Annotated in this window: 7 protein-coding genes; 2 read left to right on the forward strand and 5 right to left on the reverse strand. The window is 44.5% G+C overall.

Annotation, left to right across the window (positions count from 1 at the left end):
* Positions 1–121 precede the first annotated feature (121 nt).
* Positions 122–1,798 (forward strand): mechanosensitive ion channel, encoded by a 1,677-nt coding sequence (locus tag RMX69_RS01690; protein ID WP_322636280.1) that lies wholly within the window; start codon positions 122–124, stop codon positions 1,796–1,798.
* Between the two features lie 754 nt (positions 1,799–2,552).
* A complete protein-coding gene (locus RMX69_RS01695; RefSeq protein ID WP_322636281.1) occupies positions 2,553–3,578 on the forward strand; it encodes an HNH endonuclease in 1,026 nt (341 codons plus the stop codon).
* A 256-nt stretch (positions 3,579–3,834) separates the two neighbouring features.
* On the opposite strand, the gene RMX69_RS01700 is transcribed toward RMX69_RS01695, so the two are convergent.
* From RMX69_RS01700 to RMX69_RS01720, 5 genes are all read right to left on the reverse strand, one after another.
* Complete coding sequence (locus RMX69_RS01700) at positions 3,835–5,136, reverse strand: response regulator (RefSeq protein WP_322636282.1); 1,302 nt, start codon at positions 5,134–5,136, stop codon at positions 3,835–3,837.
* Positions 5,133–7,949 carry a CHASE2 domain-containing protein gene (locus RMX69_RS01705; RefSeq protein ID WP_322636283.1) on the reverse strand — a complete coding sequence of 939 codons (2,817 nt, stop codon included), beginning with the start codon at positions 7,947–7,949 and terminating at the stop codon, positions 5,133–5,135. The genes RMX69_RS01700 and RMX69_RS01705 overlap by 4 nt, the downstream gene beginning before the upstream one ends.
* A gap of 190 nt (positions 7,950–8,139) precedes the next feature.
* The gene (locus RMX69_RS01710; RefSeq protein WP_322636284.1) at positions 8,140–9,126 is read right to left on the reverse strand and encodes a DUF928 domain-containing protein; all 987 of its coding nucleotides are present in this window, start codon (positions 9,124–9,126) and stop codon (positions 8,140–8,142) included.
* Between the two features lie 194 nt (positions 9,127–9,320).
* Complete coding sequence (locus RMX69_RS01715; RefSeq protein WP_322636285.1) at positions 9,321–11,879, reverse strand: CHAT domain-containing protein; 2,559 nt, start codon at positions 11,877–11,879, stop codon at positions 9,321–9,323.
* 88 nt (positions 11,880–11,967) lie between these two features.
* Positions 11,968–14,463: an S-layer family protein gene (locus RMX69_RS01720; protein WP_322636286.1), complete on the reverse strand. Its 2,496-nt coding sequence runs from the start codon at positions 14,461–14,463 to the stop codon at positions 11,968–11,970.
* Positions 14,464–14,471: the final 8 nt, after the last annotated feature.

A 14,471-nucleotide genomic window follows, 5' to 3' on the forward strand; every position in this document is an offset into this window, starting at 1 on the left:
TGCCCAATCCCCGTAGATTAAATCAAATATGAGTAAATATGTATGTTTTTACTGGTAAATTGATAGGCAAAACACTGACTCAGTGTTTGCGGCGAATACTTAAACATAATTCCCGAAAACCATGAACACAACTTGGCAAGAAATAACCCAGGTGATGTCTACGACGGGCTACGCCTACGGAGTTAGTTTATCCACAAGGGTGCAGCAATTTTTAGCACAATCATCGCCCAGCCTACAACCAATACAACCAGCAGTGAATCAAGGAATCGCTGATGTGCAAGGTATTGTACAACAGTTGATTCTGTTTACGCCTCGTCTTTTGGGGGCGGTAGCAATTTTATTAGTAGGTTGGCTCATTGCAGCGATCGCAGCAGCACTGACGCGAGGAATCCTCAATCGTACAAACATAGATAACCGCATTGCCGCAGGGATAACAGGTCGTCAAGATGTTCCCCAAGTGGAGAAATTCATCTCCGGCATAGTCTTTTGGAGTATTCTCCTATTGACAGCGGTAGCTGTTTTACAGACATTGGATCTGGAAATTGCCTCTCGTCCCCTCAATAATTTCCTCAATCAACTTATTGGCTTTTTGCCAAAGTTGGTTGGTGCAGGAATCCTTTTGGGAGTAGCCTGGTTGTTGGCGACCATTGTGAAGATTATCACTGTGCGGTCATTACAGGCATTTAACCTAGATGAGCGTTTGAATCCAGAACCAGAAGACAGAGCGCCCAGCCTGAATCAGCTGTCTTTGAGTGAGACGATTGGCAATGCTCTGTATTGGTTTATATTTTTACTGTTTCTCGCCCCAGTTTTAGATACTCTCGGACTCAGGCAGGCTTTACAACCAGTACAAGCTCTAATTACAGAAGTTCTGCTAATTCTGCCGAACATTTTAGCGGCGATCTTGATTGCTGTAGTTGGCTGGTTCATCGCTAATGTAGTACGGCGGATTGTGACGAACTTGCTGGCGACAACTGGTCTTGACCATTTAGGTAGTCGCTTAGGATTATCTTCAGCTGCGGGGGTGCAACCTCTATCGAGTATCATCGGCACAATTGTCTATGTTTTGATTCTGATTCCTGTAGCGATCGCAGCGCTGAATGCCTTGCGAATTGATGCGATCTCAATACCTGCGATCGCTATGCTGCAACAGGTTCTCAATGCCCTACCTGCCATCTTTACAGCGGTGGCAATTTTGATTGTTGCCTATTTCGTCGGGCGGTTTATCGCGGACTTGGTTACAAGTATCCTCACCAATTTAGGGTTTAATAACATTTTCACTATTTTGGGTCTGACAACACCCAGCAGACGAATCGTCATTTCCACAGAACCAACAGTTGAGCCGATTACAACCCGTACTCCATCGGAAATTGTAGGCATTGTTGCCTTAGTGGGGATCATGCTGTTTGCCACGGTGGCGGCGGTGAATATCTTGAATATTCCAGCTCTCACAGCATTAGTGTCTGGTATTGTGATTATATTCGGGCGGATTTTGGCAGGATTGGTAATCTTTGCCATTGGCTTATTCCTGGCAAATCTGGCTTTTAATATCATTACCAGTTCTGGCGATCGCCAAGCCCAGATTTTGGGACAAGTGGCGCGGATTGCAATTATTGCCTTAGTTTCTGCAATGGCACTGCAACAGATTGGAGTTGCCAGTGATATTGTGAATTTAGCCTTTGGACTTTTACTGGGTGCGATCGCAGTTGCTATTGCCCTAGCCTTTGGTCTTGGAGGGCGCGATATTGCACGAGAGCAAGTTCAAGAATGGCTAAACTCTTTCAAAGGTAGAAACTAACAATTGATGAAGGCGCAATTTTATCTGTAAATCTGGAAAAGTGCAGCCGTAAGCATCAATAGTGCAGAAAATCTATCGGCAATTTTGCTTAAGAGGTTGAAAGCTAGAGCTGAGAAACTCGGAGTTTGAGTAGAGAATTTGACGTTTTGAGTTCTAAAGCTCAAGTTCCGAGTTCTGAAGCTCAATGGTAATAATCGGCGATCGCTTTCAGAAACAAGAGATATAGCAGATTTCAAATTGGTAAGCTACAAAAATAATGGAAAGCAGAGAGCAATCGGACTGAAGAAGTGAAACTGCTAAAATAGCTAAGTTTTTAAAAGTAATATCATGTCCGCATAATTAGTTATGATTCCCAGAGTCATTGCACCCCACCCCCAACCCCTTTCTGGGGCAGGTTTTTTTGATTAGACAAATTTTTGGGATTTTAAAACCAAAACCATTGTCTGAGAACTTAAAACTACGTTCAATAATTGAGAACATTCTCAACTATTTATCGAAAGCCTAAAAGCCTGCCCTTGAAAGACCCCCAACCCCCAGCCTCCCCGCTCTTCGGGAGGGGAGACAAAGCGCAGCTTTGGCGGGGTGGGGTTCTTGGGGTTTAGTAAGTAATCAAGCGGACATGATATAACATATACAAACAATATAGAGTGATTACTATCTCTTTAAAAATTTTGGAAGTAAATTCGTCATGAATGCTGAGGTGCTTCTTAGTTTGAGAAAGAGAAACTGGAGCAAATACTCCACAGCAGAAAACATGGATTTTATCAACCAAGCACAAAAGTTGGCAGATACGGTTAGAGATAAAGCTCAAGAAGCAGCCAACAATGTAGTAAACGGGATGAATGAGGTAGTTGATGGAATCAAGAACGCTACTAGCGAGATGACTACTTCAAGTGTCCATGCAGTTAATGATTTACAAAGTTTATCAACCATAGCAGCACAGTCAGGTTTTCAAACTGTTCAAAATGTTAGTCAAACATTTCAACAAACTGCTGTTGGAGTTGCTGCATCTAGCATGGTTATGGCTGATGCTTTGCAAAATTTACCAAAGACAGCTGCCGAATTAGCCCAAGAGATGCCCAAGATTGCCAATAGGCTAAGATATCGTGCTGGTGTTAGGGTGGGAGACTTACCTCGCTCTGATGCAGATGTTATGAAGCTTTTTGAGAAAATTCCTGGCACATCAAAGCTTGGAGGTAAAGAATATACAATTCGTCAATTTCTTAGAGATAAGCATGGTAGCCACATCAATCCACGTTCCCAAGGTGGATCGAATGCTGCTGATAATATTCTTTGGGAAGTAGGTGTTGACAATTTCCGCCGAGGAGCCAAAGTCATGACCGTTGGCGAACAGTTTTATATTCGAGTTTATAATGCGGTAGATTCTATTGTCAGCAATTCTGGGACGATCGCAAAACTTGGGATTACTGCAACGGGAACAGCTATTCTCACTCAGGTTGTAGTCACGGCAATTTCCTACTCTTTGGATCTTTATCGGGGCGATATTACTGTTGAAGAGTATAAAAATCTAATTTTTGAAGCAGCAAAGGCAGCAGGTATTGCGACACCAATTGTTTTTTTAGTCTTGGTGGCTGTGTTAGCTTTATTTCCAGAATTTACAGTTATTTTGTCAGCACCAGTGGTTGTTGCAGGCTTCAATGCTTTATTTGGTATGAGTATTGCTACACCAATTATTAAATCGCTAGTTCGTCATGTCGAAGCTGGAGGTTTTGGCATAGAAACTGCTGATGCTTACAAAACTGCGTTTAATCGCTATTAGGTTGGGTTGAGGAACGAAACCCAACATTTGCAAGGACTTTGTTGGGTTGCGCTTTGCTTAACCCAACCTACAATTTTTCTTAATTGAATTGTATTGGATTTGATTTGGTAATAGGGTTTAGTTAAGGGCTACTGGCAAAAATTTTGGTTTTTTTAGACGCGATAACTCGTCTTATCTACAAGTGTTTTGGGCTTATATGAACTGTATTGGGTTATGTTGAGTTACGGAATTTATAATAAAAATCATGTATATTCAGTTACATTGGCAGAGTAATAATAAATTTTGTTCCCTCACCAGGTGTTGACAAGCAGTTAACTTGTCCGTTGTGTTTGTCAACAATAATTTGGTAGCTAATCGCTAATCCCAGCCCGGTTCCCTTGCCCACAGCCTTGGTTGTGAAAGATTGATCAAAAATTCGAGATTGCACCTCAGTAAGCATACCGGGACCGTTATCTTGGATGCAAATTGTAACGGTTTTTTGTTGGGGATCAACCGATGTGGTAATAGTGATGATGTTCGGGCAAGCAGCAATATTTCGATCGCAATTGTTTTGATGGAGTTCATCAAATGCATCAATGGCATTGGCGATGATATTCATGAACACCTGGTTCAGTTGTCCGGGATAGCAACTGATTGGGGGTAAATCACCATATTGTGTGACAACCTGGATTTTAGTGCGATCGCCATTACCTTTTAGTCGATGTTTCAACAGCATTAAGGTGCTATCGATTCCTTCGTGAATCTGAAACTCCACCTGAGATGAAATATCTGCGCGAGTAAAAGTTCTCAAAGAGAGACTGATATCTTTAAGACGGGTAATCCCTTGGTGCATTGATGCCAGTAGTTTCGGTAGATCCTCTGCCAGATACTCCAAGTCAATTTCTTCAAGAAGCTCTTGAATTTCCGAGTCTGGTTGCGTTAGCTTCTCCTGTTGTAAGCTCACCAGGCGAAGTAGATTATTTACATGTTCCTCAATATAAGATAAATTTCCACCAACAAAACCAACCGGATTATTAATTTCATGACCAATACCTGCAACCATCTGCCCTAAAGTGGACATTTTTTCACTCTGGATCATTTGTAGTTGGGTTTGCTGTAACTGCTGTAGAGATTGAGTTAATTCTGCGGTGCGTTCTTGCACGCGTTCTTCTAATGTGCGCGTGAGATGAGAAATTTTGAGGTGTAACTTTAAACGGGCAATGACTTCTTCGTGTTGGAAGGGTTTGGTAATGTAGTCAACTGCACCTATTTCCAATCCCGCCACCTTGTCTGTAGAATCGGATAGGGCAGTCATGAAAATTACTGGAATATTGTGAGTGATAGGATTGGTTTTCAGTCTGCGACAAGTTTCAAATCCATCAATACCTGCCATCATCACATCCAAGAGAATCAGATCGGGATGAGCATATTCTGTTTGTTCGATCGCTGACTCTCCATCTGTTGCCATGAGGGCTTTCCAGCCACACCTCTGAATCGCTTCCGATAGCACCTTAAGATTGTTTGGATTATCATCCACTAACAAAATATGTATGGGTTTCGAGATAGGAACAGCGATCATGGATGTAACTCCGTTGTGACAAATGATTTGAGTAACTTACGGATTTTTCCGGTTTGGAAATTGGCAGTGAGTTTGCTTAACTCTGCTGCAAAGGGAGCTAGTTGACTGTTTTCCTCAATTAGTTCTTTTAACATTCCCTCAATCGCCGAGATATCTCCCATCATTGCCAGATGATAGAGTTGTTGCAAAACATCTTGGGATGGTAGGATCAATTCACTATCAGTAATCTGCTCACCTTTGGGAGGCGAAGATTCGGCATATATCCATTCCACTCCCAAGAGCGATCGCAGTCTATTAAGTAGTTCGTCGATCTGGAGGGGTTTGGATAAGAATGCTGTTGCCCCTGCCTCTAAACTCCGCTGGCGATTTGACTCAAAGACACTAGCACTAGAAACAATAATGGGAATAGAACGGGTTTCGGGATTCGCTTGCAGATGAACCATTAGCTCAAAACCATCCATATTGGGCATGGCTAAATCGAGTAGAATCACATCTGGATTGTGTTCAATTGCTACTTCTAGCCCATGTTTGCCATCGGTTGCTTCCAGGGTTTGACAGCCAATTTCTTGCAGCAGATTGGTCAACATAGAACAGTGGTTGCGATCGTCATCGACAATTAGAATCTGAGGCGCACTACCCCGAATTCCGGTAATTTTTTGAGGAGTTGAGGCTGTATCTGTGCCCATCGTAGACATCGCTCCTCCATACCAGTCATGAGCAAGTGGTACTGGTACTGTCAAATCCAGCCAAAATAGACTTCCTTCACCTAAGTGGCTCTGTACCTGAATTTGGCTTCCCATCAATGCCGCAATTCTTTGGCTAATCGCCAACCCCAAGCCAGTACCTTCAGATCGCTGTCCTGCTTCACCCACTTGCTCAAAGGGCAAAAAGATTTTCTCTAGTTGGTCTGGTGACATTCCAATACCCGTATCTTCAATCTGAAAACGAATCTTTTGATGTGTCATTTGTCCATTGTCATTTGTCATTTGTTTAGACTCTTGACTAATGACTTCCACTTTGAAGGTTACGCTACCGCTATCTGTAAATTTGATCGCGTTGCCCAGTAAGTTAATTAACACTTGCCGCAGGCGTTTTTCATCAACTTCAATGGCCAGTGGTAGGCGATCGCTAATTAAGATATTAAATCCAATTCCTTTTTGTTCAGCCCGGATACCACAAATCTCAGTCACACCATGTAAAAAACTGGGCAAATGCACACTAGTAACAACCAAATCCAATTTTCTTGCTTCTATCTTCGAGAGATCGAGAATGTCATTGATCAGCATCAAAAGGTGCGATCCGCATTGGTAGATAATGCTAACCCCTTCTAGGTTTTTAGCTGTCATGTTTGGCGATCCTTCTAGTACCTGGGCAAAACCAAGGATGCCATTGAGAGGTGTACGTAGTTCGTGGCTCATGTTGGCGAGAAACTCACTCTTGGCCTGATTGGCAGCATCGGCAGCTTGCTTTGCCTCGACTAATTCATGAGTGCGTTCTTCGACTTTTGTCTCTAGGGTTTTGGAATAATCCAAAAGTTGACTGTTGGCAATTTCTAGTTGGCGATTGGTTTCTTCTAACTTCCGCTGTTTATAAGCATTAGTTGTTGCAATCACACTACCGATAAACGCGGCTAAAGCGGGTGTTATTGGAATTAAAACACCATGCAAAAACATCCCATAGCCACCCCATATACAGCCTCCACTGATACTTACAGTTGCCCAAAGGATTTTGCCACCGGGAATCCGCAGCTTGCTACTAGATAATAACCAACTGCCCGTAGAACCAATGACAGACCACAAAACAATCCACAACGACAGAAAAATGCCAGAAACACCGTGCAGAGTGGCATTTCCTGTTTTTGCTCCTCGTACTAGTTGATGAGCAATATTGGCATGAACAACCACACCTGGAGTCGGTTTTTGAGCAGAGATCCACGAAGAGAAGGGTGTGCTGAAGAAATCATTGGTACTGGAGGCAATTGACCCAATAAATACCATGCGATCGCGCATCAAATCTCTCGGAATTTTCCCTGCTAACACATCGCGCATCGCAACTGTCCGAAATGCGGCTTCTGAACCATGCCAATTCAGCAGAATTTGATAGCCTCCTAAATCGGCATCGGTATAACCTGCTTCTTGATTTTGCAGTGGCAGGTAAATTTCTTTACCCAACTGAAACTTTTGTTTTTGGGGGTCAATGCTTTCTAAGCTAATTTTTTCAGCTTCGAGGTACTTTAGGGCTACAAGGGTTGCTAGTCCGGCTTTAATGGTGTTTTTCTCTTTGGCATCTTCAGCTGTCAAGAGGGCGCGACGTACAAAGCGATCGCCATCCAAGACTAAATCTGCTAATCCTACCCGATCCTGTTTTTTCAATTCTGGTGGGGGATTGACGCGTTCGCCAGTAATTTTCTCAACTCCGATTAAATTGGGAGTGTTGCGAAAAACTTGAACAAGTTGCTCGTGTCCGCTTCCTTCGGGTAAATCTCGATAGAGATCCAAGCCAATGGCTCTAGGCTGCTGCGCCCGGATTTTTTCTAGTAATCGTGCCAGCGCCCAGTCTGGAACTGGCCATTTACGCACCGATTGGATATCGCGCTCATCGATTGTAACAATCACAATCTCATCTGCGTAGGCGTAGCCCGCCATAGGCATCGCCTGTGAAGATCGCTGACGAACCCATTCGTCGCGAATTTTCCATTCCGGTAAATTGAAAAGTCCCAACGATTGCCCAACCATAACAGTCAAGGCAACGCTGGGAGTAATAATCAAAACGCTGCGAGTACCTTGGATAAAAGCCTGGAATCTGCGCCACATATTTGTGTCATGCAATGGGGATTGGGGAAGGTAGGGTTTCCTCTGGGGATAAGAGGTAATGGGGACTGGGTGGAAGTAAGAAGAGGGGAACAAAGGGGACAAGGGGGAATTATTGAACAAGTTTCTTCTTTGTCTCCCCCCTCTCCCTTGTCTACCTTGTCTCTTCTCATGCCCAATGCCCAAACTGGTATTAGTTAGTAGATGCTAATAAGTTAGCTGTTACAATCTCCTTTAAACTCACTGAGGATAGAAGTTCTTCCCATTGTTTGCGGAGAGTTGCATTGTTAGGTTGAGCGGTATATACCGATGCAAGTGTTGCCACACAGTCATACCAAACACCATTTTTACCCAAAATAGTAGCCTGCTTCAAAGCATCTTGCTCTTGGATTGCTGTTGCCAACTCCGCACTGGGCTGGATACGCTGAATCCAACCATCGACGTAAGGCGTACTCGGACTGAGTTGCCCATCTACTTTTAGTGCTAGGAACCATTGATAGTTTTTACCAACGGCTAAAGCGGGTGCATTAGCTGGTAATTCGATCGCGATTACCCCAGTTTTCCCTGCAACTGAAATGTTCATCTGATGTTGCATATTGCCAGCTTCATCTTTGAGGCTGAACACTGCTTCTTCGGCATTGGAAGCTGGGAGATACACCAAGATTGTGGGACGTTCAGATATTGTTGTGCCATAGAAATTTTGGGGCAAGAGGGCGATTAGCGCTGCTGGTTGCGTTGTACTTGTAGTCGATGGATTCAAGTAGTAAGTACCAACGCGAGAAGCACCCGCACTTGCTTGTTGGGGAGCGCCTTTGCCAGGGGCAGGTGTAAACAGCTTGCCGCGAGAAGCTCCTCCAGTTGCCTGTCTGGGCGTACCTTTGCCAGGGGCAGGTGTAAAGAGGTTGCCACGAGATGCTCCTCCAGTTGCCTGTCTGGGCGCACCTTTGCCGACAGCAGGGGCAAACATACTACCGCGAGAAGCTCCTCCAGTTGCTTGTCTGGGCACACCTTTGCCGACAGCAGGGGTAAAAATACTACCGCGAGAAGCTCCTCCAGTTGCTTGTCTAGGAGAGCTACTGTTGGGGGGTGGGGTAAATGTAACAGCATAGGCAGTAGTCCATGTACTGCTAGCGATCAGTGCGATGACGCTTAATGTACTGGCTAAATATCGACGTTTCATGATGTTTTTCCTTATGTCTTTGAAATGTGATACAAACAAAATGCGTTTCTTTCGACTATGTTCAGAAGCTCAGAGAATAAGTCTAAGTAACAGTAAAGTCAGGGAAGTTCTACTAGCAGTATAGGCGAACTTGATATCAAACTCTGTAAAAAATAGCCTAAATTATTTGCAATAAAGTCCGTTGTATTACTTAGCTAAATCCAGTTGCCGATCAAAACAAAGCCAGACCAAAAGAACGGTTCGTGGAAATCAGTTTGGCGAATTAGGCTAATTTGTGCTTGTCTTAGTGCTTCGGCTTTAGTGATTTTGGGTTGTCGCAGTTGCTCATAGAAGCGAGTCATTAGCATCGCGGCTGCCCGATCTTTGACGGGCCATAGGGTAGCGATAGTTGAGCGAGCGCCGGATTTGACAGCCAAGCCTGCTAGTCCCAGGACGGCGCGATCGTCTCCTGCGGCAGTATCGCAGGCACTTAGTACCAGCAACTCGATAGCTTTTGATGGATCGCTACCCCGATTTTTCAGGAGTTCAGATAATTCTTTAACATTGACTTGTCCATCCCAAGTGAGCAAGAAGGTGTCTTCGAGGCGGGAACTAAACTGTCCGTGGGTTGCTAGGTGGACAATACCTGCACTACTAGATTTCACACGTTCAGCAAGGGCTTGACTGGTAAATTCCTGATTCAGTAACATCTTAGAAGATACCGCCTTGGAGATTTGTTTCACTTCTGATTCGACGGCGGGCAAAGCACTAAAGCCAGCACGAGATTGGCTAATGCCACCGACGATCGCACTGATGTGGTTTTGCGATCGCGTCGCCATCAGTTGCAATCCTGGTGAGAGCGCTACAGCATACTTCTCGATCAGATATTGCTTACCGTCAAAAAGGGCTGCTATGGGAATATTCCGCAATCGACCATCCAAAACAAACACCAATGTCTTGGTATCAATAAATGCTTGCTCTGCTTCCTCTGGACGAATCAACCAACTATAAATTTGTTGAGATAATCGATCTCGGTTTTTAGAATCTGAGACAGGGTTAAGAGCAACCAAAAAATTGTCTAGAGTCTGCTCAATTTCAGCTTGCGATTTGTGAGTGACATAGGAACGGAGTGGTTGCCCTGCTTTGGAGAGAATTACTGTTAAGCGATCTGGCAGGATAATCGGATAAATGACGGTTGCAGTAGGATCAACCCGATCAATTTGTTGAGTTTTATCTAAACAGGCTTCCCGAAAAAAGTTATCGAGTTCCGCAATTTGGAGGGACTCAATCAATTCACGAGCTTGGATTAGTTCTGCTTGACTAGGTTGATTCTCTAGAAGTAAATCAACCAGTTCTCGGTAGACCGGCTCCACACTGGTGCGAAAAGAGAACTGGACATCCGGGTTGATAGCTACCAAATCTCCCCGCAGTGCCTTTAAAGCGTTGACTGCTTCTGTATAGGCGGTAATCGCTTTTGAGCGATCGCCTTGTTGTTTATACAACTGTCCCACCTGCCAAGCAGATTGAGCAATGATATCGTTAGCTTGGAGTTGGCGGGCAATGTTGAGGGATTTCTGAGTTAACTCCTGTGCTTCAGATAACTGCTGTGTACGCTGATAGAGTTTTCCCCACTGATTTAGTGCATGAGCTTCGGCTTGAGTATCCTGAATTTGCTGTGCAGATTTGACTGTGACTGCCATCAGTTGCGCCAAATCCTTCAGCGGTAAGATTTGGTCAGGATTTGACTGACGATCTAGGGTGGCAACAAAATTGATCGCTGCGTAGAGTGAGGTGTGACTGGGGGGCAGTTCCCGGAGTTGTTGGAGTAGCTGAGGTGCGAGTGGGTTAACAAATTCCAGTTTGTCGTAATTGAGGAAAAGTTTGAACTGAGCTAAACGCGCTTGTAACTGATCGCTTGGGTTAGTTGTTAAGAGTTGAGCCTGTTCAAAGTAATTTAATGCTGCTTCTGGATCTTGCAAGTCAACGGCAGTTTGACCCAAGCTTATCAGGATAGAACTCAAATGGGGTTTCGCAGCAATTTTCTGTGCGATCGCTAAACTTTGCTCTAAAGTCTGTTGACTCTTACCAGAGTCGCCAATCATTTGCAGGGCTAAACCAAGCGATCGCAGTCCACTGACTTTGATTTCATTATCCGGCATCCCTTGGAGTTTTTGAGTCAGTGCTTCTAACTGTTGTTTAGAACGGCGATAAAATCCTAAAGTTTGTAAAGCTTGTGCCTGGTTGATTTGACTACCCAGGCTTCCCATTGTGTCGCCTGCTTGCTCATAAAATTTTTGAGCTTTTTGCCAACTTTCGAGGGCGGTTTCGGCTTTGCCAGTGTGCAATTGCAAATTTGCTTGGGTATTGAGTGCTTGTGCCCAGAGAATTGCATCAGCAGAGGGAATAGAGGTTTGCAACAGTTTCAGACTTTGCTCAATAGACTGTTGGGCTGCTTGCCATTGATTAAGCTCCTGTTGTGTCAGTGATAGGTAACTTAAACTTAAAGCTTCGCCCTGGCGATCGCCTTGGGTATGATACTGTTGTGCTGCCGTTTGCCAAATCGTCACTGCTTCTGCAAAGCGTCCTGAATGGTAGAGGTTTCGTCCCTGTTCTAGCCAATTGGTCGGTTGAGAAGTGGATGCTGACACATTCAGGGTAGAAGTTGTTGGTACTTGCACAGATGCTCTAGTAGGTGTAATGGTTATTGCCAAACACAAGCTCAAGATACTCAGACTAATATATAGCCAACGAAGTTGTTTAACTTGGAAAATCATCAGTAATTATCCGTACAAAATTATCTAATTAATTGTATATTAAATTACCTTAAAATTAATTAACTTGGTTACAAAATTATTGGGCAAATTAACTCTTGGGAACCGCAGCACAAGTTAACTGCGGCTGTTTATTTGTAGTAGATTTGGTGACAATTAATTCAATTTTGCCGTTAGCGTTACGCTGCCAAGAAGTGGCTTCAACGAGGACTTTTGGGGATACAGGTATCTGTGTAGTGACCTCACCCGTTTTGCGATAAGCAGACAAATCGCGCACATCGTCCCAGGTGCGTAGGCGTAGCCCGTCGTAGACATCACTCGTCAGTTGATTAGGATTTTGCGGCACACCACCTCGTCCTGTTGCCACAAAGCGACTGCCTTCACTATCTGCGCAGCCTGTAGCAATTTGCTGGGATGGATCGGTGACATTTACAGGCAATTCGACTAAACCGGAATTTGGATCGATACCGATAGTATTAACTTGAACCGTGCCACTTACCCCAAATTGGGAACTGGCGGTGATGTCACTTTCTGGGGTGAGTTGGTTGCGGAACTTCAGCCCAAAGATGCCTTGAGTGGTGATTTGGATATTACCACCTCTGCCTCGCACTGCATTAGCAATAATGTCGCTGTTTTTTAAGCCGACGATGATGGATGCATTGATGTTTATATTACCTCCATTCCCCGATCCGCCAGCTGTTGAGGTTATCTGGCTATTGTCTTGCAGAAGCAATAGGTTTGTGGTGGACAATTTAATATTTCCACCATTACCGGATTCTGTTTGTGCTTGAATAAACCCTTGATTCTTTAATTGGATGCTGGCTGCACTGATGTTAATATTGCCACTATTTCCACTGCCTTGACTGGTGACACTGACTGTCCCGCCATCGGTCAGCGTTAAGTTCGGTGTGGTAATGCTCAAAGTACCGGCATTCGCTGTTAATATATCTGGCAAACCGAATCGTATCCGCACTAACGTATCGGGTCGGATGGTGGAGGCGTTAATGCTACTATTAGTTGCCCGACCTTGACCACTGATGACGATCGCTTCCGTAGCATTGATACTCAAATCTCCCCCATTACCTGCAAAAAATGAGGTGGTAGCAACTGCTCCCCCATCCAGAATTTGCAATTTGGCAGTATTCAGGGTCAAGGTTTTGGCACTTCCGGTTGCAAATGTAGTTGAGCTAATATTGCTGTAAAGTCCAGAGGGACTTTCTCCCATCACCGTGGTATTGGTGTTGCGAATCGTCACTTTACCGCTAGAACCACTGCCAAAGGTAGCCGAAGATAGTGAGGCACCGCTTGATACTAGTAGACTATTACTATTGACGAAAACATCACCAGCATTCCCAGTGCCTAGTGTAGTAGTGTTGAGTGTGGTGACATCAGCAGGATTAATGCCTGAAAAGCCAGACAGTTCAATGGCGGTTGCATCAATGTAAATATTGCCACTCGGAGCTGCTCCAAGAGTTGTGCTATTCAACCCCGCTCCCGACTTGATAGTGAAGTTAGGAGTAATAACGCTGATATTTCCACTAGCTCCCATACCAAAAGCATTACTACGCACTCCGCTCTGAATTGTGCCATCAGCTGTTTTGGCAATCATATTAATGGACTGTGTAGCCTGAAGGCGAATGTCACCACCGGGGAGATTGCCAAAATTTTGCGCCAGTACCAGGGAGCCATCGGTGAATTGAATTTGCCTACCCTGAATTTGAACAGAACCCGCATTTACCCCGCTAATATCTAATAGCGATCGCTGTGCCAATTGAATATCGCCAAAGCTTTGTACATTACCATATCCCAGTGTATAGCCCTGTGCGGTTGGTATCAGGTTTACCAATGCTTTTCCACTTACACTACCCAATTCAACTCGCCCTCTTTCAGCGATCAGGTTTGCCCCATTTAGATGTATGTCGCCACCCACAAAAGCTAGGGTATTTCCCGGCTGTACCCGCAGTTTTGTAGAACTGGGAATCTGAATCGGGGGAAGCAGAGTCAGTCCACTGACATTCCTCAAAGTATGTCCTGTACCTTGAATGTTGATGGGTGCGGGATTGTTACCCAGTTGCAACCCAATGGGAACATTGATACTCAACAAGGGGGCAGATTCAGAATTAATTACACTAAACTCAGCGCCATCGGCAAATTTAATACTGCTGGCAGTGCTGCCAATAAATGAACCCCCAATGTTTAGTTGGGCATTGGCTCCAAAGATGATCCCACTAGGGTTGATCAAGAACAGACTGACGGGGTTGTTGCCGTTAATTGTCTGAATCAAACCATCAATGTTAGAAATATTACCGCCAGTAACACGGCTGAAGATGGTAGAAATGTTGGGCGTGTTTATTAAATCAAAAGTAGCCGAACCGCCAGTGGGAACCGAAAACTGCTGGAAACTGTGAAATAAGTTACTCTTGGCGGCACTACCATTAGTAATGGTGAAGTTATTACCGCTTTGGGAGACAGCAGTATTGAGGGTGCCATCGGGAGTTAGCTGGGCACTCACAGAGGCACACCAAAGCAGCATCCCACCTGTCAGCACTATATCGATCAAACCCCAGCAAACAGAGGGTGCTTTCATCGCTCACT

Origin of the sequence: Nostoc sp. EspVER01 (assembly GCF_034530635.1) — a bacterium.
GTDB lineage: Bacteria > Cyanobacteriota > Cyanobacteriia > Cyanobacteriales > Nostocaceae > Nostoc.

Coding starts and splice junctions, on each gene's coding strand:
- RMX69_RS01715 (WP_322636285.1), bottom strand. CDS start 11,879: ATGATTTTCCAAGTTAAACAACTTCGTTGGCTATATATTAGTCTGAGT.
- RMX69_RS01690 (WP_322636280.1), top strand. CDS start 122: ATGAACACAACTTGGCAAGAAATAACCCAGGTGATGTCTACGACGGGC.
- RMX69_RS01695 (WP_322636281.1), top strand. CDS start 2,553: ATGGATTTTATCAACCAAGCACAAAAGTTGGCAGATACGGTTAGAGAT.
- RMX69_RS01705 (WP_322636283.1), bottom strand. CDS start 7,949: ATGTGGCGCAGATTCCAGGCTTTTATCCAAGGTACTCGCAGCGTTTTG.
- RMX69_RS01700 (WP_322636282.1), bottom strand. CDS start 5,136: ATGATCGCTGTTCCTATCTCGAAACCCATACATATTTTGTTAGTGGAT.
- RMX69_RS01720 (WP_322636286.1), bottom strand. CDS start 14,463: ATGAAAGCACCCTCTGTTTGCTGGGGTTTGATCGATATAGTGCTGACA.
- RMX69_RS01710 (WP_322636284.1), bottom strand. CDS start 9,126: ATGAAACGTCGATATTTAGCCAGTACATTAAGCGTCATCGCACTGATC.